Genomic DNA, 24,789 nt, shown 5'->3' with positions numbered 1-24,789 from the left:
GAAAAAGTTTTTAAAAAATAAACTGATAAAAATCATAATGTTATTTAAGCGAAAAAAGAAAATAAATTTTTATAAAAATGATACATATTTTTCTAAAAAAGTTAAAAATGAAAATAATTATATTAAAATTTTAGAATAAATAAGAAAAGAATAGAAAATTAAAGGAAGTTTTGAAGGATAAAAAATAATTATAAAGAAAATTATTAAAAAGCTTTTCAATAAAAAGATATAAGGTTATATTTTTAGCAGTAGGAAATATCTTTATAATTTTGAACAGATAGTTGAAAAAAGAAAAAGACTGTTTCATAAATAGAAACAGCCTTATTTTAATTTAGAATTAATATTTATGATAGCAGAGGACCTAATTTTTTCCCTCCAAGAAGATGGAAATGAAGATGGAACACTTCCTGACCACCATATTCATTACAGTTAGTTATAACTCTGTAACCTTCTTCATCTATTCCTAAATCTTTAGCTATTTTACTGATAGCCAGATACATATCTCCTATTATTTCTTTATCTTCAGGGGCTATATCATTTACTGTAGGAATTTCTTTTTTAGGTACTACTAAAATATGTATAGGTGCGGCAGGATTAATATCTTTGAAAGCTAGAACACTATCTGTTTCATAGACAATAGCTGCTGGAATTTCTCTATTTATTATTTTTGTAAAAAGAGTAGCCATAAAATCATCTCCTAATTTAATATAAGTCTTATAAAATTAAATTAAATATTTTCTATTTTATTGATTCTATTCTCATGTCTTCCACCTTGAAATTCAGTAGTAAGGAAAATATCTACCATTTCAAGAGCAAGAACATCTCCAACAATTCTGCCACCCATTGCAAGAATATTAGCATTATTATGTTCTCTAGTCAATCTTGCCATAGTAGTATTAGTGCAAAGAGCTGCTCTCACACCAGGAACTTTGTTGGCAGCAATAGAGATACCTATTCCAGTTCCACAAACAACTATTCCAAATTCAGCTTTTTTATCAACAACAGCATGACCTACTGTATGACCAAATTCAGGATAATCTACAGAGTCAGTTGAATTAGTTCCAAGATCCAATACTTCATATCCTTTTTTTATAAGATGTGTTTTTACTTTTTCTTTTAGCTCAAATCCACCATGATCTGCACCTAAAGCAATTTTCATAATTATTACGCCTCCAAATTTTTAAAATTAAAGTACAAAAGAACAGGCTGGCAAAAATCTCACTTTTAGTCAGCCTGTGGTATTGCTATTGATTAGTCTTCAAAACCTTCAAAGTGAGGGTGTCCATGTTCTAATTCTTTTTCAGTAGCTTCTCTTACACCAGTTACTTCAACTTCAAATCTGATATTTTTTCCAGCAAATGGATGGTTTCCATCAGCAGTTACAATATCATCTTCAATAGCAGTAATAACATATTGCTGTTCAGTTCCATCATCCATATCAGCAATGAATTCAAGTCCTTCATAAATATCTTCAAATTCTTCAAAATCAGCTTTAGCCATTTCTTCAACAAGATCTGGATCATATTCTCCATATCCTTCTTCAGGAGTAAGAGTCATAATAGTTTTAAATCCTTTTTCTTGCCCTTCTAAAGTTTCTTCAATTTTTGGGACAAAATTTCCTAATCCATGGATATAGAAAAATGGTCCAACTTCTTTTGTATCCTCTAAAAGTTCATTTGTATCGTTATCATAAACTTTAAATTCTAATGTTACTACATTGCTTTCAGCAATTTTCATAAAAAATTCACCTCTTTAAAATAGTTTTTTCTAAAAATCTTCATATAAATAAGAATACCATAATTTCTAATAAATTTCATCAACTTTTTTTAAAATAATAAAATAATATAGAACAGAATAGTATTAGAACCAAAAATAAAAGAAAAATATATTAAAATAGAAAATATTTAAAGGATTTCTATTTATAATTTGGTAGGTTACAAGTATTGGAACATTTAAAATCCCATGTTGTATTTTACATTTTCCATATTCTCTTTGGAAGTTAATTTTTCAAGTAAAATAAATGCTGTTTCCAAAGCATTTTTAGGAGCAGAAGATGTAATTATATTGCCATCAATTACAATTTCTTCTCTTACAGGGATTGCTCCATAATTTGAAAGCTGTCTGAAATATCTTTCATTATCTAAAAGATAAGTAGTAGCTTTTCTATTTTTAAGAATACCACTTTCTCCTAGTGGAATGACTCCAGTGCATACACCAAGTATTATTTTATTTTGACTATGAAAATTTTGAATAATATTATGAAACTCTTCATTTTTCATGTCATTGAAAAAACCTGCTTTACCAAATCCGCCAGGGATTACTAAAGCATCGTATATTCCTAAATTTAATTTTGTATTTTTTAAATTTATTTCTGGTAAAATACTAATATTCCATGTACAATTGATTATATTATGGAAGCTGCAAGTGGTAACAAGAGTGTCCTTTTTTCCTACAACCATATTCCAGCCAAAAACGTCGATAAATGGAGATACTTCAAGAATTTCAACACCTTGTGAAATGAGTAAGAGTATATTTTTCATAATTTTCTCCTAAAAAAATAAATTTTATTGACTAATTAGATAAAAAGCTTTACAATACATCGTATTTAACTTTTTATATAAATATGTTATTTTCAACATTATATTATAAAAAGAAATAAATATCTATAACAAAAAAATTACTAAAGGAGGTAAGATGTCAAAGCTAGACCAAAATAAGACTCCACTATTCTCTGTGTTGAAAGATGAATATGTTGGAAGGGATATTCTTCCATTTCATGTGCCTGGTCACAAGAGAGGAAAAGGAGTAGACAAAGAATTTTATGATTTCATGGGGAATGGACCTTTCTCCATAGATGTAACTATTTTTAAAATGGTAGATGGACTACATCAGCCGAAAAGCTGTATAAAAGAAGCTCAGGAATTAGCAGCAGATGCTTATGGTGTTAAGAAAAGCTTTTTTGCAGTGAATGGAACTTCTGGTGCTATTCAAGCAATGATTATGTCTGTAATGAAAGCTGGAGATAAGATATTAGTACCAAGAAATGTACATAAATCAGTTTCTGCTGGTATCATATTAAGTGGTTCTGAACCAATTTATATGAATCCAGAGGTTGATGAGGAGTTAGGAATAGCCCATGGTGTCAGACCCCAAACTGTAGAAAATATGCTGAAACAGCATCCAGATATAAAAGCAGTATTAATTATAAATCCTACATATTATGGAGTAGCTACTGATATAAAGAAAATAGCTGACATAGTTCATAGCTATGATATACCTCTTATAGTAGATGAAGCACATGGGCCACATCTTCATTTCCATGATGAACTTCCTTTATCAGCAGTAGATGCAGGAGCAGATATTTGTACTCAAAGTACGCATAAAATAATTGGTGCAATGACTCAAATGTCACTTTTACATGTAAATTCAGATAGAATTGATACAAATAGAGTACAGCAAATACTAAGTCTTTTACATACAACATCACCTTCATATCCACTTATGGCGTCATTAGATTGTGCTAGAAGACAAATAGCAATAGAAGGGTATGAGCTTTTAGACAGAACTATAAAACTTGCTAAAAGATTCAGAAATGAAGTAAATAGAATACCTGGAATGTTCTGCTTTGGTGATGAAATAGTAGGAAGAGAAGGAATTTTTGCTTTTGATCCTACTAAAGTAACTGTTACAGCAAAAGAATTAGGACTTACAGGATTTGAGTTAGAAACTCTTCTTGTAGATGATTATAATATACAAGTAGAACTTTCTGACTTCTACAATGTATTAGGACTTATTACTATTGGAGATACAGATGAAAGTATAGATAAATTTATAGCTGCTTTGAAATCAATAAGTGAAAGATTCTATGGAAAAGTTACAAAGGTAAAAAGAAACTTTATAAAAATGCCTGCTGTTCCAGAGCAAGTACTGATACCAAGGGAAGCTTTCTACAGTGATAAAAACACTATACTTTTTGAAGAAAGTGCTGGAAAAATCTGTGGAGAAATGATAATGGCCTATCCACCTGGAATCCCTATTATCACTCCAGGAGAAAGAATCACAGAAGAAATAATTGACTATATAAAAGAATTAAAAGAAGCTAAACTTCATATACAAGGAATGGCTGACCCTGAACTTATAAATATCAATGTAATCGAAGAAGAAGATGCTATTTACTTATATACAGAAAAAATGAAGAGCATGATGTTTGGAGTTCCAATGAATCTTGGAGCAAACAAAGCTGGAATTGAATTTGGACCAGATACTCTTTGTGAATACTATCCAGATACATTTGATGAAATGGAAATCATAGAAGTTGAAAAACAAAAAGAAAATTTCAATGAATGGAATCTAAAATATAAAAATACTATTCTTAACACTTGTGAAAGACTTGCAGCTTCAGTAAATGAAGCAGTAAGAGATGGATATAGACCGATAGTAATAGGGGGAGATCACTCTATAGCGCTTGGAAGTATATCTGGAGTATCATTAGAAAAAGAAATAGGAGTAATATGGATAGATGCCCATGGAGATATGAATACTGATGAATCAACTATCACAGGAAATATTCATGGAATGCCTCTTGCACTTTTACAAGGAGCAGGGGATAGAGATTTAGTAAACTGTTTCTATGAAGGAGCTAAAATTGACAGCAAAAATGTAGTTATACTTGGTGCTAGAGATTTGGACTTCAAAGAAAGAGAGATAATAGATCAACTTGGAGTAAAAGTTATATATCATGATGAAGTTCTTCAAAAAGGATTAGAAAATATTCTTGAAGAGATAAAAGATTACTTGAAAATAGATAATCTTCATATAAGTTTTGATGTAGACTCTGTAAATCCTGAAATGGCTCCAGGGGTAAGTACACCAGTAAGAAATGGTTTCACTACAGATGAAATATTCCAAACATTTAAATACTTGTTTAAAAACTACTTTGTAACATCAGTTGATATAGTAGAATTTAATCCAGTAAATGATAAAAATGATAAAACATTGAAATTTGTAAATGAATTAACTGAATATGTAATAAATCCAGACTAATAATTTGGTAAATTTACGGGGTGATTAAAAATAAACTTTAATTGCCCCTTTTTTTTTCTGAAAATAAGAGTTATAATATATTATAGGGCAGAACACTTCTAAACAGGGGGGTAAGATTATGATTAAATTACTTATTGCTTTGATAATGATAACAACAACACTTTTTGGAGGAGATTTTATCAAAATAGATAATTTTGTTGTTGAAGAAGTTCCTATAAAAAGAAAATTGGAAAATCATAAGATAGTCAGAGTAATAGATGGAGATCGAGCTTCTATTGGACTATATGGAATAATTGATTCAAAGAATAATTTTATTACAAAGCCGAATAATATGCTTATAGCTATAAAAAGCAATTATATATATCTTGTTGACATAAACTATCAAGAAGGAATGATGACTAAAGATGGAAAATGGATAGGAGATATGGGAGTATATAATTATAAAGATAAGGAATCTCAGATGTATAGTGAGTTAAAAAGTGAAGTTGAGAGAGATCTTATCACAATTTATAAAAAAGATGGAAGAAAGTTTCTCTATGGATATCTGAATTTTGATGGAAAAGTACAGATACCAATGATATATGATGAGGTAAATTTCTTCTCTGAAGAACTTGCAGCAGTAAAATATAATGGTAAATGGGGATATATAAATAAAAATGGAGATAAAGTTATAGATTTTCTATATTCAAGTGCTAGTTCTTTTCAAAAAGGAGAAGCTCTAGTGAGATTAGATGGAAAAGAATTTTATATAAATAAACATGGAAATAAAAAGGTAATTAAAAGTTTTTTTAGAAATATAAAAGAAAATGTAAGTGGATTTTTTTATAGTGTAAAACATATGTTATCTTCTTTATGGAGTGAAAATATAAAAGAGAAATAACAGACAATATCTTGGGGAAAATATATAAGGAGATGTTGAAATGAACTTTTTTACAGTAATTACTTCTTTAGAAAATAGCGATGGAGAAAAAATATTTAAAGTTATTTTAAATGATGCTTTGATTTTTTTAGTCAAACTGCTTATTTTTTTACTTATTATTTATATTGGAAAAAAAATTACATGGGTGGTACTAAAATATATTGATAAAGTATCAAAAGACAGGATTGATCAAGGAGCAAAACAATTCAGCAAATCTTTTATTAAATTAGGATTATATATTATATTTTTTCTGTTTGGGCTTCTTGTATTTGGATTTAAGGAACAATCTATCATAACAATGATAAGTGCAGTAGGTCTTGGAGTAGGTATCTCGCTCAGAGGATTTCTTTCTAATTTTGCAGGAGGAGTGGTAATCTTATTTACAAGACCTTTTACTGTGGGAGAATATATTGAAGTAAATGGAGCTTTTGGTGAAGTATATAAAATAGATGTATTTTCAACTCATATAAATACATTAGACAGTAAAAGAGTAATAATTCCAAATAATGTTATGATAAACAGTAATGTAATTAATCATGATGTGAATGATTACAGAAGAATAAAATTGGTAGTTCCAGTTTCTTATGAATGTGATCAAAATAGGGCTGTGGAAGTATTGAAGAATATAAGTGAAACATTTGAAGGATTGGAAAAAGAAAGAAAAAACTTTATAAATATAATGAGTTATGGAGATTCATCTGTTAATATTTATTTTATTGTATGGACAAGGAGAGAACACTATTATAGTGTGAGAAGTAAACTAATGGCACATATTATAAAAGTTTTCAATGATGAAAATATTGAAATTCCATACAATAAATTAGAAGTGAATTTAAAAAATTAAAATAGGGGTGAGTAACATAGAAAAAAAAGTTTTGAGATTTTTAAAAGATTATTTTTTTATAACATTAGGTTGTTTTTTATATGCTTTTGCAGTAAATTATTTTTATGTAAGCAACCATTTGGCTGAAGGGGGAGTTACAGGAATTGCTCTTATTGTTTTCTATCTGTTTAAGACTCCTGTTGGAACAACTTATTTTATAATAAATATACCAATATTGATAATTGGTTGGAAAATACTAGGGAAAGATTTTATAGTAAAAACTCTTTATGGAACAGCTATGATGTCCTTTGCTCTGGATTTTACATCAGGATTAAACGGAGCTACAGATGATGTTCTTTTAGCTTCTCTTTATGGAGGTTTTATAGGTGGAATTGGACTGGGAATAATATTTATGTCTGGAGGTTCTACTGGAGGAACAGATGTTATTGCAAGAATAATGACAAAATATAGAGGCATATCAGTAGGAAGAGCTATGTTCATTTTAGATGTGGTGGTTCTTTCAGCAGTGGCATTTTTATTTGGAAAAGAAATCTTTATGTATACTTTGATAGCCGCTATGGTACTGACTAAAACTATAGATTTTTTACAAGAAGGACTTGATAAAGCAAAAGCTGTGACTATAATTTCAAAAAAATCAGAGGAATTAAGAATCAAACTCATGGATGAAACAGAAAGAGGAGTAACTATAATAGATGGGTCAGGAGGATATACAAGAGATTCTTTAAATATAATATATTGTGTTGTAAGTAAATTTCAGATAGTAAAATTAAAGAGAATAGTAAGAGATACAGATCCTGAAGCTTTTCTTACAATAACAGATGTATCAGAAGTTTTAGGAGAAGGATTTAAAGAACTGGGTAAGGAATAGAGAGTAAAAACATATCTGCACCTGAAAATTGACATAATGAAAAGTATAGTTGATTGTATATAAAGAATAGTTTATGGTAGAATATATAATACTAAATACAATTCATTCAAGGAGGATTTAGATGAATAAAGAATTAAAAGAGAAAATAGCACTTCTTAATGATGAGGATAAATATCAGGAAATTGTAGATATGGTTCTTGCAACAAAAGAAGAAGAAAGAGATTTTGAAATTATATCTGAATGGGGAAGAGCAGAAAATAATTTAGGAAATTATGAAAAAGCTTTGGAAATACTTTTTTCTATTGAAAAAGAGGGAAAAAAAGATGCAAAATGGAATTATAGAGTTGGGTATGCTTACAGTGGCTTAGAAAATTATGAGAAAGCTGCTGAATATTTTGAGAAATCCAAAAATTTAGATCCAGAGTATGTTTGGGCATATTTTGAACTAGGATGGAATCTTCAAAGAATAGAGCAAAATGATGAAGCATTGGATGCTTTGAAAAAAGCTATGAAATTAGAACCAGAAAATACTTTTGTTCTTACTGAAATTGGAGATATATATGAGAAATTGGAAGAGTATGAAAAGGCATTGGAATATTATAAAAAGATAGAAGAAGTAGGTGGAGATGACTACTATACACTTACTCATATAGGGTGGAGTTTAAATCAATTAGACAGAGATGAAGAAGCACTGGATTATTATATGAGAGCTCTTGAGGGAGAAGAGGATAATATCTGGCTTTTATCACAAATTGGAGTGACACTTGGAGCTATAAAGAGATATGAAGAAGGTGTAGAATATCTAAAAAAAGCAGAAGAGCTTGGAAGAAATGATGCATGGCTGAATTCTGAATTAGGATGGCAGCTGGCAAGAATGGAAAAGCATGAGGAAGCAGTAAATTATTTTAAAAAGGCAGAAGAATTAGGAAGAAATGACCCATGGCTTTATAATCAATTAGGGTGGAATCTTGGAGTTTTAGATAAATTTGAAGAGGAATTAGAATACCTTTATAAATCTAAGGAAATATCAGAAGATGATATATGGCTTGAGTCTGAAATAGGATGGACTTTGAGAAATATATCAAAACCAGAAGAAGCATTAGAATATTTAAACAGAGCAAAAGAATTAGGAAGAGATGATGCATGGCTTCATTTAGAAATGGGATTATCTCTGGGAGATTTAGGAAAAAATGAAGAGGCCTTAGTAGAATTAAAAAATGCAGAAGAAGCTGGAGATAAGAGCATCCGTCTTTATTCTACTATAGCATGGAATCTAGGACAGCTGAATAAAAATGAAGAGGCTTTAAAATATTTAGAAATAGTTGAAAAATTAGGAAGAAATGATATCTGGTTGTACTCAGAAATGGGTTGGAATCTTGATGCATTAGGAAGAACTGAAGAAGGGGAAAAGTATCTTCAAAAAGCTATTGAGCTTGGAAGAAATGACTCTTGGATATATTCAGAAATAGGATACAGCCTTTCAAGAAATCAAAAAGTGGAAGAAGGAATAGAGTATTATCTTAAAGCAAAAGAATTAGGAAGAAATGATATCTGGTTGAATTCAGAAATAGCCTGGTCATATGATATTATAGGAAAATATGAAGAGGCACTTTCATATCTTGAAACAACAGAAAAGTTAGGAAGAGAAGATGTCTGGTTGAATTGTGAATTTGCTATCTGCCTAGGAAGAACTGGAAAAAGTGAGGAAGCTATAGCAAGATTATTCAAAGCTCAAGAGCTAGGAAGAGAAGATGACTGGTTGTATTCAGAGATAGCTTACAATTATGGAAGACTTGATAGAGCAGAAGAGGCTTTGGTTTATTTGGATAAAGCAGAGAAAGCTGGAAGAGATGATATCTGGTTGTATTCAGAAATAGGTTGGAATCTAGGAACTTTAGAAAAATATGAGGAAGGGTTAAAATATTTTGAAAAAGTAATAGAAATGGGAAGAAATGATGAATGGATTTATTCACAGATAGGATGGACTCTTGCTAAGTTAGGAAGAAATGAAGAAGCTTCAGAAAACTTTAAAAAAGCAGTTGCACTTAATCCTTATGACAGCTGGATAGAATATAATCTTGGAAGAGTATTGAGAAAATGTGGAAAATATATTGAGTCTATGGAACATATAAAGAAATCAGCTGAAATAGGTGGATATGAAGGGTGGACAGATTTAGAATTAGCTTGGAACTATGCTGAAATAGATGAGAAAGAAGTGGCAAAAGAATATCTTGAAAATGTAGAGAAATATTTAGATATAAATTCTGATGCTGTTAAAGAGGATTATAATATAGTTAAATCACTGATAAATGCTATGCCAGTAATATTTTCTTAAAAGAATAATGTTAACAAGTGTATAATTATAAGTGTTGGTACTTCTTGAGTAAGTACTGACACTTTTTTTTGTAAAATTATTTTATACTAAATAGTATATGATATTAAATAAAAAATAGTAAAAAAATATGAAATAATTATAAAAAAATTTATAAGTAATATTTAATATTAGGAAAAATAAAAATAAAAAAGATAGAAAAATGTAAATGTAAAATTGAAGATTTACTTTTAATTTTTAACATGTAATAATTAAATCGTAAAAATTAAAATATAATTAAAAAAGGAGGATTTATAACTATGAAGCAATTAGAACAGTTTTCAATGAATTTCTTTTCATTAGAAGGAAAAACAGCAATTGTAACTGGAGGGAATACAGGATTAGGACAGGCATATGTAGCAGCATTGGCAAAAGCAGGAGCAGATTTATTTGTGGTGACATATGATAGAACATGGGATGAAACAAGAGAATTGGTAGAAAAACAGGGAAGAAAAATTTACTTTTTTCAAGCAGATTTAACAGATAGAACACAAGTAACATCATGTGTAGAAGAGTGTATAAAAGTATATGGAAAAATTGATATATTAGTAAATAATGCAGGAACAATAAGAAGAGCTCCACTATTAGAATATAAAGATTCAGATTGGGATGCAGTAATGGCAATAAATATAGATTCAGTATATCACTTAAGTCAAGATACAGCAAAAATAATGATAAATCAAGGATCAGGAAAAATAATAAATATAGCATCAATGTTATCATTTCAAGGAGGAAAATTTGTACCCCCTTATACAGCAAGTAAACATGCAGTAGCAGGAATAACAAAAGCATTTGCAAATGAATTAGCAAATAAAAATATTCAAATAAACGCAATAGCACCAGGATATATAAAAACAGCAAATACAGCACCAATAAGAGCAGATGAAAAAAGAAATGCAGAAATATTAGGAAGAATACCAGCTGAAAGATGGGCTGACCCATCTGATTTAATGGGAGCAGTAGTGTTTTTAGCAAGTAAAGCATCAGATTATATAAATGGACACATACTGGCAGTAGATGGTGGATGGCTGGTTAGATAATTTTAAGACTATAAAAATATATTGTGGTAAATAAGGAGAGATAAAAATGAAATTAGATGTAAGATATGCAAATCATCCAGAGGATTCTAAACATTATACAACAGAAGAATTAAGAAAACATTATTTTATAGGAACTATATTTAGAACAGATGAAGCAGCTTTAACTTATTCTCATGTAGACAGGATAATTGCTGGAGGAATTATGCCAGTAACTAAAGAAGTAAGATTAGAAGGAAGTAAGGAACTTGGTTCTGAATTTTTCTTAGAAAGAAGAGAATTAGGAGTAATTAATATTGGTGGAGCAGGGAAAATAACAGTAGATGGAGTAGAATATAAAATGAATTCAAAAGATGGACTTTATATAGGAATGGGTTCAAAAGAATTAGTATTTATATCAGAAGATTCACTTAATCCAGCTAAATTTTATATAAATTCAGCTCCAGCACATATGACTTATCCTATTGTAAAAATAGATATAGAAAAAGCTAATCCAGTAAAATTAGGAAGCATAGCAAACTCAAATGAAAGAACAATATTTCAGTATGTGCATCCAGCTGTATGTAAATCTTGCCAATTACTAATGGGAATGACAGTATTAGAACCAAATAATATGTGGAATACAATGCCTTGTCATACTCATGAAAGAAGGATGGAAGTATATTTTTATTTCAATATGGACCCAGAAACAAGAGTTTTTCACTTAATGGGAGAACCTACAGAAACAAGACATATCATTATGGCTAATGAGCAAGGAGTGATTTCTCCATCTTGGTCAATTCACTCAGGAGTAGGAACAAGTAACTATACATTTATCTGGGGAATGGTTGGAGAGAATCAAACATTTACAGATATGGACCATATAGCAATGGGAGATTTAAGATAGTTAATAAATATATTAAATTAATTTTGTAATAAATTATTTAAATGTTATAATTTATGAGAAAATTAGATTGCTATGGCATTTTAGGAGGAAGATTGAAAAGAAAAAGCTTATATATAATGGTTACTTTTTTATTTTTAATTCTAGGTTGTACAAAAGGCAAGAATGAAAATGAAATAAAAAATAAAAATAAATTTATTCTTTCAAAAGAACCAAAAGAATTTACTATTTTTGCTATACATATAGGAAAAGCTTTTAATGGAGATTTACCAGTTTATAAAAAAGCTGCAGAATTAACAAATATAAAATTAAAAGGGGTGGCGTCTAGAAATCAAAGTGATGAAGTTCAAGCATTTAATCTTATGTTGATAACAGGAAATATTCCTGATATTATAGGATATGAATTTCCAGAGGAGTTAGAAAAATTAGGAGCAGAAAAGAAAGTTATTCCTTTAGAAAATTTAATAGATGAATATGCTCCAAATATCAAAAAAATGTTTGAAGAAAATCCAGAATATAAAAAAGATGCATTGGCAGCTGATGGGCATATTTATATGATACCTAATTATAATGATTATAAAAAAATAAGAACATCACAAGGATATTATATAAGGAAAGATTGGCTAAAAAAATTAGAATTGAAAGAGCCTAAAACAATTGATGAGTTATATGAGGTATTGATTGCTTTTAGAGATAGAGATCCTAATAACAATGGGGTAAAAGATGAAATCCCATTTTTTGTTAGAGGAAATACAATAAATAAAGTGGTAAAATCATTAATAGATATATTTAAAGCTGAATTTACTTGGTATGTTGATGATAAGAAAATCCCTGTTTTTGGACCAGCACAACAAGAATACAAAGAAGCAATAAAAGAGATATCGAAATGGTTTAAAGAAGGTTTAATAGATCAAGAAGCATTTACAAGAAGTGTAGCTTCAAGAGATTATATTTTAAATAATAATATTGGAGGATTTACTTGTGACTGGTTTTCAAGTACTGGAAACTATAATAGTCGACTTGAAAAAGTTATTCAAGATTTTGAATTTTCAGTGATCTTACCTCCTGAATTTCGTGGAAAAAGGACAACTTCATTTGCAAGGCCAAATTATCTGGGAGGATGGTCCATAACTTCTATGGCAAAAGATCCTGTAACTATAATAAAATATTTTGATTTTTGGTATAGTAAAGAAGGAAGAAGATTATGGAATTTTGGAATTGAAGGAGAGGATTATACTTTAATAGATGGAAATCCACAATTTACAGACAAGATTTTAAAAGACTCACAAGGGCGGACTCCTTTAGCAGTTATAAGGGAAACTGGGGCACAGTATAGGCTAGGAATGTTCCAAGATGGAAATAATGAAAGGCAGTGGGCAGATCCACAAACAGTAAAAGACATAGACTTATATATAAAATCAGGGGTTGTTAAAGAGCCAATGCCTAAATTAAAATATACCAAAGAAGAAATAGAAGAATTATCGCAGATAGAGATACAACTTAATGCAATAACAGAAGAAATGGCTCAAATTTGGATATTAGGAGTATCAGATGTAGATAAAGATTGGCAGAATTATATGTATAGATTAAATAAAGCAGGGTTAGGGAAAGCTACTAAGATTCAAAAACAAGCATATGAAAGATTTATGAGCAGATAAAATAAAAAAATGGTTTCTAAATTAGTTTAGGAACCATTTTTTATTTAACAAAAAAGTTTAATAATATATTATTTTCTAGATTCACATATCACAATAAAAATTGGGATAGAAATAAAAAATAAATCCTTTTTTATACCAGACTCAAATAAAAATGTTTTTTAAATCTTATAAATATTTTTTTACAAAAAAATATAATAAAAAAATATTAAAAAATAAGTATTATAAAATAAAAAATAGTAAAAAAAATATAACCACAATTCTAGTTGAATAGTGAAGATTTACATTTTTTTTAATTCTGATATACTCCATGGTGTAAGAAAATGAGAAATATAGAAAGAATTTTGATGAAAGTGCAAGAATAATAACAAAAAACTAAAACTCAAAGGAGGAAATGATTTATGAATAAAAAGCCAAACTTATTGTTTGTTTTTGCAGATCAATGGCGTAGAGATGCTATGGGGTTTTTGGGAAAAGATGAAGTAATTACACCAAATATAGATAAGTTCTCAAAAGAGTCTTTAAGCTTTGATAATGCTGTAAGTGCATGTCCATTGTGTTCACCAAATAGAGCAACAATATTTACAGGGACTTATCCTGTAACTCATGGAGTATGGACAAACTGCAAGCCTGGGTTATCTAAGCTGGAACTAAGAGAAACAGATATAACTCTTATGGATATATTAAAGAAAAATGGATATAAAACAGGCTATATTGGAAAATGGCATTTAGACAGTCCAGAAATAAACTTTAATCATGAACCTATTTCAGGAGCTAGAGATTGGGATGCATTTACTCCACCTGGAAAAAGAAGGCATGGAATTGATTATTGGTATTCATATGGAACTTGTGATCAACATCTAAAACCACATTATTGGCATAATGACAATAAAATGATAAATATAGAACAATGGTCAGTTGAACATGAAACAGATAAAGCAATAGAATTTATTAATAATAATAAAGATGAAGTTTTTTCATTAATTTTATCATGGAATCCACCACATACACCTTTAGATCTGGTTCCACAAAAATATGTAGATATGTATAAAAATAAAAAATTTAAAATTAATCCAAATGTACTATTGACAGATGTAACAGATCATACAGAATGTGTAAATCCTAAACTTAATTTTACAGATGAGCAATATCAGGATGTAATGAGAAAATATTTTGCTGCTGTAACTGGAATAGATGAAAATTTTGGAAGACTTTTACAAAACTTAAAAGATAATGGAATATATGATGACACTATAATTGTATTGACAGCAGATCATGGAGAAATGTTATGTAGTCACAGACTTTGGAGTAAACATGTATGGTTTGAAGAATCAGTAGGAATACCATTCTTGATTAAATATGGAGATAGATTCATAAGAGGAAATACAAATGTAGTATTAAATGGTGTTGATATTATGCCAACAATTTTATCCCTTATGAATCTTCCTATTCCAGAAAGCATACAGGGAATAGATTTAAAAGAAGTTATCTTAAATGGAAATGATATAGAAAACTATGCTATTATGGCTGGATATCCAGGGCAAATAAGAGCAATAGAAGAATTTAAAAGCTATGGTAAAGATAATACAGCTTTTGGATGGAGAGCTATTAGAACGAAACAACATACTTATGTAATAAATAGAGGATATACAATAGCTCATGGAATAGAGAGATTATTATATGACAATATAAATGACCCATATCAAATGAATCCTATAAAATTAAATAATTGTTCAGAAAATGAAATAGCAACAGAACTAGAAGCTAAATTAAAAGAATGGGCTATTAAATATAAAGATAAGTTTGAATTTTAAGAATATAAAATAAATTGATAAGGAGAAAAAATGGAATTAAAAAAAGAAATTAGAGAAAGATTTTCACAAAAAATAGATCTTCCTAAAGAAATATTATATGGAGCATTACATGAAGCATTAAAGAAAATAGACGCTAATACAAGGACTTTTATAAATACTTTTCCAAGAGCATGTAGTACAAATTATATATATCCAGGAGTACTTAATGGTGGAGAATGGGATGATTGGACAAGTGGATTCTGGACAGGAATGTTATGGCTTGCGTATGAAATAACTGGAGAGGAAAGGTATAGAAAGACAGCGTTTTTTCAGATAAAAAGCTATGATGAAAGAATAACAAATAAAGTAGCAGTTAACCATCATGATTTAGGATTTTTATATACTCCTTCAGTAGTGGCAGGATATAAAATTACAGGAAATGAAAGAGCTAAAAATATAGGATTAAAAGCAGCAGATCATTTAATTAAAAGATATAAAGAAAAAGGAGAGTTCATCCAAGCTTGGGGGGACTTAGATGACCCAACAGCATATAGATTAATAATAGACTGTAACTTAAATGTACCTTTATTATTTTGGGCAACAGAAGTAACAGGAGATCTTAAATATAGAGAGATAGCAACAAAACATCTTTATACAGCAGCAAGTGTTGTAGTAAGAGAAGACAGTTCAACACATCACACTTTCTATTTTGATCCAGAAACAGGAAAGCCAGTAAAAGGGATTACAGCACAAGGAGCTTCGGATAATTCAGCTTGGGCAAGAGGGCAAGCTTGGGGAATATATGGATTTCCGCTGGCATATAGCTACTTAAAAGATGAAAAATTTATAGATTTATTTAAAAGCGTTACTAACTATTTTTTAAATCATTTACCAGAAGATAATATTTGTTGCTGGGATTTGATTTTTGATGAAGCTTCTGGGGAAGAAAGAGATACATCATCAGCTGTAATTGCAGTATGTGGAATTCTCGAAATGGTAAAATACCTTCCAGATTCTGATCCAGATAAAAAGATTTACTTAAATGCTGTGAAAGCAATAATAAAATCTTTAATAAAAAATTATACTACAAAAGATATAGATAGTTCTAATGGGTTATTGACAGATTCGGTATATAGTAAACCAAATGGTTCAGGTGTAAATGAATGTTGTATGTGGGGAGATTACTTCTATATGGAAGCACTTGTTAGAATTATGAAACCTGAGTGGAGAAAATATTGGTAAGAAACATTTTATAATTAAATAAATTTTAGGAGGAAAGAAAAAAGTGATGGGGCAAGGAAAAGAGATAAGACCTTTTGGTATAAGAGATAAAATTGGATATTTATTTGGAGATTTTGGAAACGATGTTATGCTAGTATTTGTAAGTCAATTTCTAATGGTATTTTACACACAAGTATGGGGAATGAAACCAACAGTAGTTGGAACAATGTTCCTTGTAGCAAGATTAATAGATGCATTTACAGATGTTACAATGGGAAGAATTATTGATATTACTCCTCAAGGGAAGGACGGTAAATTCAAAAAATGGATCAGAATAATGGCTGCACCAGTTGCAATAGCAAGTTTTTTAATGTATCAATCAGTTTTAAAAGATCAACCAATGACATTTAAGATTATCTATATGTATATAACTTATTTGTTATATGGAAGTATCTGTTTTACTGGAGTAAATATTCCATATGGAGCTATGGCTTCTGCTATTACTGATAAACCAGATGAAAGACAATCTCTTATCACATTTAGAGCGATGGGAGCTTATATTGGTGAATTTATAATTGGATTTTTTGGCCCTATCATCATTTATGAGCGTGTAATAAAAAATGGAACAACACATGTACTAATTAGAAATAATGGAGATATTTTTCCAATTGCAGCTGGAGCAATTTCATTAGTTGCTATTCTTTGCTATTATATTTGTTATCAATGCACAACTGAGCGTATTAAAGTTCCAGCTCTATCAAAAGAAGGACTTTCATTTACTAAATCAGTAAAAATGATTTTCAGTAATCGTGCTATGATTGGAATTTTAGGGGGAACTGTTTGTTTGATATTTGGTAATCTATTAACTGGAGGAGTTAATGCTTACCTATATGCTTACTATTTTAAAATGCCAGCAGCTCTATCAACTTATAATGCTATCAAATTGGTAATTGCATTAGGAATGGCAACGTTAGTAACCCTAGTTGTTAAAAAATTAGGAAAAAGAGAATCAATTAGTTTAGCAGTAGGATTTGCAGCATTAGTATTTGCCACATTAAGTTTTTTAAATATTAAGAATCCATGGGTTTATGTTTCCATTGCTTCAATTGGATTTTCAGGAGTAACATTTTTTGGGTATGTAATTTGGGGAGCAATTATTGATGTTATTGATGATTCTGAAATTAAAACTGGAAGGAGAGAAGATGGAACACTTTATGCTATTTACTCATTCTCAAGAAAAGTGGGGCAAGCTCTTGGAAGTAGTTTAGTAGGGTATTCACTTGCAATAATTGGATTCCAGGCAGGAACTAAAGAACAGACTCAAGAAGTTTTAAATGGCATTTATAAACTTGCAACAGTGGCACCTGCTACACTATTTACATTAGTTGTAATTATATTTATGTTGGTGTATCCACTATCTAAGAAAAAAGTTGATGCTAATGCTGAAACTTTAAGACTAAGAAGAGAAGAAAAGGAAATAAAATGATAAGATAATTCTTTTTGGAGGAGTTATGGAAAATATAAAGTATTTATTAGCAAAAGATAGATTAGAAAGAACAATTAAAAATTTGAAGAATAATGATTTTGAAGTAATATGTGTTGACACACTCAAAGAAGCTGAAAAAATAACTATAGATATTATTCCAGAAGGTAGCTCAATAAGCATGGGAGGCTCTATCACATTAAATATGACAGGTCTTCTTGAAAAATTTAGAAGTGAAAAGTATAAATTTTTTGAAAGATTTAAGCAGCCAACTTGGGAAAGAACAGTTAGAGTTATGAGGGAATCACTATTAAGTGATTTTCTTGTAACAGGGACAAATGCTGTTACAGAAGAAGGATTTCTTATACAAATAGACTCAGGGGGAAATCGTGTAGCTGGAATGGCATATGGTCCTCACAATGTTATAGTAATAACAGGAGTCAATAAGATAGTGAAAAATATAAATGAAGGATATAAAAGGCTTTACTATGCAGGACCTTTAAATTCTAAGAGGCTCAACCATAAGACTCCTTGTAATTTCAGTGGAAAATGTGAAAATTGTACTACTGAAATGAGAATGTGTAATTTTATTTCAGTAATCAAAAATGGGAAAAGAGTATGTGGAAAGATAAGAGTTATATTAATCAATGATAATTTAGGATATTAGGAGACTAAAAATGGAAGAAAATTTAAGATGGTATAAAGAAAAAAAATTAGATAGATTATGTAAAATTCTCTTAGATAAAGGCTATCTTATCCATAGAGTTTTTTCTGTGAAAGAAGCAAAAGAAAAAATACTAAAACTTCTAAATAAAAAGAAAACTATAGCTCTTGGAGATTCGTGGGAACTTACAAATGAGGAATTTATTAATGAATTGAAGGAATATAAATTTTATAATAGATTTAAAGAAACTTCTGAAGAAGCAAAAAGAGCTTCTCTTTTAGCACAAATAGCTATAATAGAAGGAGAGCTTGTTACAGAAGATGGACAAATTTTAGTGGTAGGAGATTACAATACCAGTTTATCACTATTTGGAGCAGAGAAGATTATTGTATTGATATCAGAAAATAAAGTTCTTAAGGATATAGATAGTGCTTTTAAAAGAATATCAGATTATGAAAAATACTATAGAATGAGAACAGAAAAATTAAAGAATAAAAATGATGGACTTAGTATAGGAATAATAGAAAATGGAAAGAAATTCAGTAAGAAAATATCGATTGTAATATCAACAGAAGATACAGGTCTAAGATAAATATTTATAAAAAGATAAAACTTTAACTTTGCTTTATAAAAACTATAAAAATTGATATAATGTATTTAGTGTTTAAATTGTTGAATCTATTTGAGAAGGGAAGAAAATTGTTGGATATATTAAAATTAAAAATGAAAAAAATATTGGGAAAAAAATCTCCAAAAATAAAAGTAATAATTATATTTTTAATTTCTTGTATAATTATAGCAATTACTTCCTATAAAGAAATTGTAAATATAAATTTAGGAGAAAAAATAAAGAGTCAAAGGCTATATAATGATTTAGAAAGAAAAGCTGAAGTTGTTACTATGACTTTATATGACTTTAAATCAAGTGATAAATATAAAAATTATGTTATAAGCTTAGCTAGTAATCAAAATATTCCATATAGTAAAACACAACTTTTTTTGGAATTGAAAAAAAGAAATAGTGTTTATGGAAAATTAGGATATCTTGTAAGTGTAGCAGATAATATTTCTGATTCAATAACAACATTGAATGGAACTACAAATAAAAAGGATTTCTATAATTCTGTTGGTTTTCCAAAGGATATAGAAAGTAAAGAAAAGTATATTAATTGTTTTGAAGAAGATATTAATATATATTTAAATGATGTAAAAACACAAAATAATATTATAGTAAGTTATATAATTTCTTTAGAAAAAAATAATTTTTTCTCTGAAATTATGTCTGAAGCAGATAAATGGTATATTTTTAGTAATGAAAAATTAATAAATTTAGGAAATAATAATAAAAAATTTTCTAAAATAGAGGCTCAATTAATAGAGATATTACAAAGTAAGAAAAGAAATACTATAAATAGGGATGGATATATTCAAAAGGAATTAGGAAAAAAATTTCATATATTCTACTTACCATCTTTTGATTTGACTCTATTGTATGTTCAACCATCAATAAATATACTTCAGATAATTTTTTATGAGAGCGCTAAGCTTTTACTTGTTTTAGGAATGGTTTATATTTTAATTTTAATCAGCAGATATTTCATAATAAATCCAATAAAGCAATTAGCAGAAAAAATGGGATATATAAAGAATAAAGATGAAAAAGAGTTAGAGTATATTGAAAATAAAATAGAAGAGATTCAAAATATAAATTTAACTTTACAAAATAAAATTTTAAGTTTGAGAAATTATCAAAAGCAAAAAAGAATAAAAGAGTTTATAACAGGAATAACAGAACACTTAGATATTTCGCTTTTAAATGAAATTTCAGAAATTTTTAAGGTAGATAGATATAGAGTAATAATAATGGAAGTTTTTGATATAGAATCTGTAGAGAATATATTTGATAAATTTAATTTATCAAAAGAGCACATTTTAAAATATTTTTCAGAAGAAGTAAAATGTGAAGTTGTAGGAATTGATTATAAAAGTATCACTTTTATATTGGAAGAGTGCCTATCAAAAGATGAACTAGAAGAAGTTTTAAAATGTCTTGTTTTTCACATAGATAGAAATTTTAATTTAAAATTTACTTTAGTGGTTACAAATATTTATAATGATGTCTTACAAATGCCAAAAGCATATAGAATGGCAAAAAAAATGCTTGATTATAAATATATTTACAAACAAAATAGTGTTATTTTTCAAGATAAGATAAAAGAAAATAGCTTTAATAAATATTATTATCCAATTGAAATTGAATCTAAACTTATATTAAGAACTTTGAGCTCTAATGAAATAAGTGTTAAAAGAATAATAGATGAAATGTTTAATCAGAAATCTGGACAAGTAATAGATAAAAAGTATATTCAAGAATTTGGAATACTATTATATAATACTTTAAATAGAGTTTTTATTCAATTAAAAGAAGTAAATGAAAATATTGATATAAAGGATTATAAAATAAATGAAATATTGGAGATTAATAATGCAGTTGAGCTAAAAAGAGTGTTTCAAGAAAAAATATTAGCCATATGCAAACTTACAAAATTAGAAGAAGAAAATGATATAGAATCTGTAAAAATGAAAATTGAGAGATATCTTGAAGAAAACTACATGATTGATATTTCATTAGAAAATTTAGCAGATCATTTAGGACACTCTTTTAAATATACAAGTGTATTATTTAAAAAAGTAATAGGGGATAATTTTAAAAATTATCTAAGTATTTATAGAATAGAAAAATCTAAAGAAATTATGCAAGAAAATAATGGTTTAAGAATAAAAGACTTAGCAGAGCTTGTAGGATACAATAGTTCAAATACTTTTATAAGAACATTTAGAAAATATGAGGGAATTTCTCCAGGAAAATATTTTGGAATAATAGAAGAATAATCCTTTAGGAGATATAATTTTTGATATTGACATTTTTAAAGTTGAGATTATGAAGCATATAAAAAATTTATTAAAATAGATGAGAAAGAAGTGGCAAAAGAGTATCTTAAAAATATAGAGAAATATTTAGATATAAATTTTGATGCTGTCAAAGAGGATTATAATATAGTAAAATACCTAATAAATGCTAAGCTAATAATATTTTCTTAAAATATAAATATTGACATATAGGTTCTTTAATGATAATATAAAAATAAAATTTAATGATGGAGGTGAAACACATGATAAATTCAATATTTAAAAATAGTTCAACATGGAAAAATATTGGTGAAGTCACAGCTCAAGACGGTAAAATGGCACTTTACATGTATAAGTCTGTCCAGTTTACGGCAAATAATGTGTTTTTACCAAGGAAAAAGATAGAGAAGTCATAAAAATTTTATGGCATTTTTAAAGTTTGTATCTAAATCCGGGAGCGCATTGTCGTATCCCGGTTTTTTTATGTCTAAATTTTAAGAAAGGAATTGAATTTATGAAATATAAATTTTTAAAATCCTACAGTGCAACTATGATGATGAGTGCAAAGCAGGTATTTGATGGAAATATATTAACAATAGGAGGAGAATATTTTATAAAATTTGTGCAGTTTATTATGCTTACTTTAATCTGGAAATCTTTGATAAAAGCTGGAAAAAGTTTTGATGGAGTAGAACTATCACAGATACTTACATACTCATTGATGGCTTCTATTTTAAAGCCGCAGCTGGATATTGTAACACCAGCTACTTCTGCTCTTTGGGAGGGATCAATTATAGGAAGATATACAAGACCAGTATCTGTCATAGGGAGTCTTGCAGCTGAAACAATTGGAAGATATTGGATACCAGTATTTTTATTTTATGGACTGCCTTTATGGGTATTATCTCCGTTGTTGGGAATAAATCCATTTCCTGCTTCAATCATTAATGGAGTATCAGCATTTATAAGCCTACTCTTAAGTGTGTCATTGGGATTTGCTTTAGATTTATTATTTGCTTCTTTTGCAATAAGATTGAAAAATGGATGCTGGGCTGCTACCAGAGCTAGAGAAAGTATATATTCTTTGCTCTCAGGAGCTCTTATTCCCTTTATATTCTTTCCTTGGGGGCTTGGAAAGATATTTGCCCTCCTTCCATTTGGTTCTGTGGGAAATGCTCCATTGACTATTTATACAGGAATGGAAAGTGAAATTATGAAAATAATAGGAATACAAATCTTTTGGAATATTGTCTTATGGATAGTTGGAATAAAAATTTTTATAAAAAGTGAAGAGAGGATGATTTCATTTGGTGGATAAAATAAGAACTTTAATAAGAATGTTTAAAATATATGGAAAAATGGATTTGTTATGGTTTTTGAGAGATACTAAATACTGCCTAATGTATATATTTTCAGATATGATATCTACACTGGCAGTTGTAGTGGGAGTATTTCTTTTAGCAGTAAAATTTGATGGTATTGGAGGAATGACTGAAAAAGAAATAATATTTATGCTGGGATATTCTGTCTTGGTGGAAGGGGTGTTTGCATTGTTTTTCATAAGTAATAATGCAGGGCAGATAAGCAGAACAATAGGAAGAGGACAAATGGATCATAAGATGATACAGCCAGTTCCTGTGTGGATGCAGTTAGCAGCAGAGGGATTTTCTCCAGTATCGGGAAATGGAGTGCTTCTATGTGGAATAGGACTGATATATTATTCAGTTTCCTCTTCTGGAATAAATTTTTCTGGAATATGGCTAGTGATGCTTTTAATAAACTTAGCAGCATCATGCACTATAATGATATGTACAATATATATATTATCATGTACAGCATTTTATGCTCCAGCAGCAGCTGAAGAGATAGCTTCAGTTGGAATAGGGATGTTTGAATCATTAAAAAACTATCCACTTGGGGGAATGAATAAATCAACACAGATTTTCTTTTGTTCATTGATACCAGTTGGGATGATAGCATGGTTTCCAAGCAGAATACTTTTAGGCAAATTTGATATTATGATATTTATGATGATGACAGCAACAATATTTCTTGTTTTAGCTGCATTAATTTTTAAAAAGGGGATGAGATATTATGCAAAATATGGTTCACCAAGATATTCCAGCTTTGGTCATAGATGATGTAAGTAAAATATATGTGCAATGGCAGAGAAGTGGAAAAATAAAAGATATAGTAAAAAATCTTTTTTCACCAGAGAAAAGAGAGATAAAAGCTTTGGATGGGGTATCTTTTAAAGTATCCAAAGGGGAATTTTTAGCTTATGCAGGAGCTAATGGAGCTGGAAAAAGTACAACTATAAAAATACTTTCAGGAATTTTACAGCCATCAAGCGGGAATATTTCTGTGTTAGGAATGTTTCCTGGAAAAGAACGTATAAAACTTATGGAAAATATAGGAGTATTATTTGGGCAAAGAACAGAATTATGGTGGGATCATCCTGTAATTACAAGTTATGAATGGAAAAAATCAGTTTGGAATATACCACAGGAGGTTTTTGATGAAAATCTAGCTATGGTGACTGAGCTTTTAGACTTATCTGATATATTGAAAACATTTGCCAGAGAGCTTAGTCTAGGTCAACGTATGAGAGCTGATTTAGGAATGCTTCTTCTCCATAACCCACAGATAATATTTTTAGATGAACCAACATTAGGACTTGATGTTCTTGCTAAGAAAAAGATGATAAACTTCCTAAAGAAATTAAATAGGGAGAAAGGGACAACAATAGTTGTAACAAGTCATGACATGGATGATTTGGAAGAGATGGCTGAAAGAATAATATTACTCTCTAAGGGACAGATAGCTTTTGATGGAAATTTTGAAGAGTTGAGAAAAGTACAGAATAATTCCTCTAGATTGATTATAACTTCAACTGGAGAAGCACCAGCCTTAGATGAAATGGAATTTACAGGTTCAGAAGAGGGAAAATATAGTTATAAGTTTGATAAAGAAAAAATTAAAATAAATGATATTTTTAAAAAGCTTTCTCAATATACAGAGATTGTTGATATAGAAATAATAAAAGCTCCAATAGAAGATATCATAGCTGATTTATATAACAGCTGGAAAAAATAAGT

General features: G+C 28.9%; 22 protein-coding genes. 18 read left to right on the top strand and 4 right to left on the bottom strand.

Translation table 11 applies throughout. The features are described 5' to 3' along the window. Positions 1-344: 344 nt before the first annotated feature. The 4 genes from E0E45_RS07315 to E0E45_RS07300 all read right to left on the bottom strand — a co-directional run bounded on the left by E0E45_RS07315 (position 345) and on the right by E0E45_RS07300 (position 2,540). Positions 345-686 (bottom strand): histidine triad nucleotide-binding protein, encoded by a 342-nt coding sequence (locus E0E45_RS07315; protein ID WP_130890567.1) that lies wholly within the window; start codon positions 684-686, stop codon positions 345-347. A 41-nt stretch (positions 687-727) separates the two neighbouring features. Continuing rightward, positions 728-1,159, bottom strand: coding sequence for a ribose 5-phosphate isomerase B (gene rpiB, locus E0E45_RS07310; RefSeq protein ID WP_130890566.1), 432 nt, complete (start codon positions 1,157-1,159; stop codon positions 728-730). A 92-nt stretch (positions 1,160-1,251) separates the two neighbouring features. Further along, positions 1,252-1,737 (bottom strand): FKBP-type peptidyl-prolyl cis-trans isomerase, encoded by a 486-nt coding sequence (locus E0E45_RS07305; RefSeq protein WP_130890565.1) that lies wholly within the window; start codon positions 1,735-1,737, stop codon positions 1,252-1,254. Between the two features lie 215 nt (positions 1,738-1,952). After that, positions 1,953-2,540 carry a DJ-1/PfpI family protein gene (locus E0E45_RS07300; protein ID WP_130890564.1) on the bottom strand — a complete coding sequence of 196 codons (588 nt, stop codon included), beginning with the start codon at positions 2,538-2,540 and terminating at the stop codon, positions 1,953-1,955. 154 nt (positions 2,541-2,694) lie between these two features. On the opposite strand from E0E45_RS07300, the gene E0E45_RS07295 reads away from it, so the two are divergent. The 18 genes from E0E45_RS07295 (at position 2,695) to E0E45_RS07215 (ending at position 24,787) form a co-directional block, all read left to right on the top strand. Next, positions 2,695-5,043: an aminotransferase class I/II-fold pyridoxal phosphate-dependent enzyme gene (locus tag E0E45_RS07295; protein ID WP_130890563.1), complete on the top strand. Its 2,349-nt coding sequence runs from the start codon at positions 2,695-2,697 to the stop codon at positions 5,041-5,043. A 118-nt stretch (positions 5,044-5,161) separates the two neighbouring features. Continuing rightward, the gene (locus E0E45_RS07290; RefSeq protein ID WP_130890562.1) at positions 5,162-5,923 is read left to right on the top strand and encodes a WG repeat-containing protein; all 762 of its coding nucleotides are present in this window, start codon (positions 5,162-5,164) and stop codon (positions 5,921-5,923) included. Positions 5,924-5,963: 40 nt separating this feature from the next. Then, positions 5,964-6,806: a mechanosensitive ion channel family protein gene (locus E0E45_RS07285; RefSeq protein WP_130890561.1), complete on the top strand. Its 843-nt coding sequence runs from the start codon at positions 5,964-5,966 to the stop codon at positions 6,804-6,806. Between the two features lie 31 nt (positions 6,807-6,837). Further along, positions 6,838-7,674 carry a YitT family protein gene (locus E0E45_RS07280; RefSeq protein WP_232044076.1) on the top strand — a complete coding sequence of 279 codons (837 nt, stop codon included), beginning with the start codon at positions 6,838-6,840 and terminating at the stop codon, positions 7,672-7,674. 121 nt (positions 7,675-7,795) lie between these two features. Beyond that, positions 7,796-10,009 carry a tetratricopeptide repeat protein gene (locus tag E0E45_RS07275; protein WP_130890559.1) on the top strand — a complete coding sequence of 738 codons (2,214 nt, stop codon included), beginning with the start codon at positions 7,796-7,798 and terminating at the stop codon, positions 10,007-10,009. 296 nt (positions 10,010-10,305) lie between these two features. Beyond that, positions 10,306-11,085 carry a 2-dehydro-3-deoxy-D-gluconate 5-dehydrogenase KduD gene (gene kduD, locus E0E45_RS07270; protein WP_130890558.1) on the top strand — a complete coding sequence of 260 codons (780 nt, stop codon included), beginning with the start codon at positions 10,306-10,308 and terminating at the stop codon, positions 11,083-11,085. A gap of 46 nt (positions 11,086-11,131) precedes the next feature. After that, positions 11,132-11,968, top strand: a complete 837-nt coding sequence (gene kduI / locus E0E45_RS07265) for a 5-dehydro-4-deoxy-D-glucuronate isomerase (RefSeq protein ID WP_130890557.1) — start codon at positions 11,132-11,134, stop codon at positions 11,966-11,968. Between the two features lie 92 nt (positions 11,969-12,060). Then, complete coding sequence (locus E0E45_RS07260; RefSeq protein WP_232044075.1) at positions 12,061-13,623, top strand: extracellular solute-binding protein; 1,563 nt, start codon at positions 12,061-12,063, stop codon at positions 13,621-13,623. Positions 13,624-14,021: 398 nt separating this feature from the next. After that, positions 14,022-15,434: a sulfatase gene (locus E0E45_RS07255; RefSeq protein WP_130890556.1), complete on the top strand. Its 1,413-nt coding sequence runs from the start codon at positions 14,022-14,024 to the stop codon at positions 15,432-15,434. A gap of 30 nt (positions 15,435-15,464) precedes the next feature. Continuing rightward, entirely contained in the window at positions 15,465-16,655 is a 1,191-nt protein-coding gene (locus E0E45_RS07250; RefSeq protein ID WP_130890555.1) for a glycoside hydrolase family 88 protein, read from the top strand. A 46-nt stretch (positions 16,656-16,701) separates the two neighbouring features. Continuing rightward, positions 16,702-18,120: an MFS transporter gene (locus E0E45_RS07245; RefSeq protein WP_130890554.1), complete on the top strand. Its 1,419-nt coding sequence runs from the start codon at positions 16,702-16,704 to the stop codon at positions 18,118-18,120. Positions 18,121-18,145: 25 nt separating this feature from the next. Then, positions 18,146-18,784: a lactate utilization protein gene (locus E0E45_RS07240; protein ID WP_130890553.1), complete on the top strand. Its 639-nt coding sequence runs from the start codon at positions 18,146-18,148 to the stop codon at positions 18,782-18,784. A 10-nt stretch (positions 18,785-18,794) separates the two neighbouring features. Then, the gene (locus E0E45_RS07235) at positions 18,795-19,373 is read left to right on the top strand and encodes an LUD domain-containing protein (RefSeq protein ID WP_130890552.1); all 579 of its coding nucleotides are present in this window, start codon (positions 18,795-18,797) and stop codon (positions 19,371-19,373) included. A 131-nt stretch (positions 19,374-19,504) separates the two neighbouring features. After that, positions 19,505-21,673: a helix-turn-helix transcriptional regulator gene (locus E0E45_RS07230; protein ID WP_172604171.1), complete on the top strand. Its 2,169-nt coding sequence runs from the start codon at positions 19,505-19,507 to the stop codon at positions 21,671-21,673. A gap of 281 nt (positions 21,674-21,954) precedes the next feature. Next, positions 21,955-22,107 (top strand): hypothetical protein, encoded by a 153-nt coding sequence (locus E0E45_RS17675; protein WP_172604170.1) that lies wholly within the window; start codon positions 21,955-21,957, stop codon positions 22,105-22,107. A gap of 98 nt (positions 22,108-22,205) precedes the next feature. Further along, the gene (locus E0E45_RS07225) at positions 22,206-23,009 is read left to right on the top strand and encodes a hypothetical protein (RefSeq protein ID WP_130890550.1); all 804 of its coding nucleotides are present in this window, start codon (positions 22,206-22,208) and stop codon (positions 23,007-23,009) included. Beyond that, a complete protein-coding gene (locus tag E0E45_RS07220; protein WP_232044074.1) occupies positions 23,002-23,832 on the top strand; it encodes an ABC-2 family transporter protein in 831 nt (276 codons plus the stop codon). The genes E0E45_RS07225 and E0E45_RS07220 overlap by 8 nt, the downstream gene beginning before the upstream one ends. Continuing rightward, a complete protein-coding gene (locus E0E45_RS07215; RefSeq protein ID WP_130890548.1) occupies positions 23,786-24,787 on the top strand; it encodes an ABC transporter ATP-binding protein in 1,002 nt (333 codons plus the stop codon). Before E0E45_RS07220 ends, E0E45_RS07215 begins: the two co-directional genes overlap by 47 nt. Positions 24,788-24,789: the final 2 nt, after the last annotated feature.

Origin of the sequence: Fusobacterium ulcerans ATCC 49185, assembly GCF_900683735.1 — a bacterium.
GTDB lineage: Bacteria > Fusobacteriota > Fusobacteriia > Fusobacteriales > Fusobacteriaceae > Fusobacterium_A > Fusobacterium_A ulcerans_A.
Note: the sequence above shows the minus strand (reverse complement) of the source record. Positions and strands in the feature narration are given on the sequence as shown.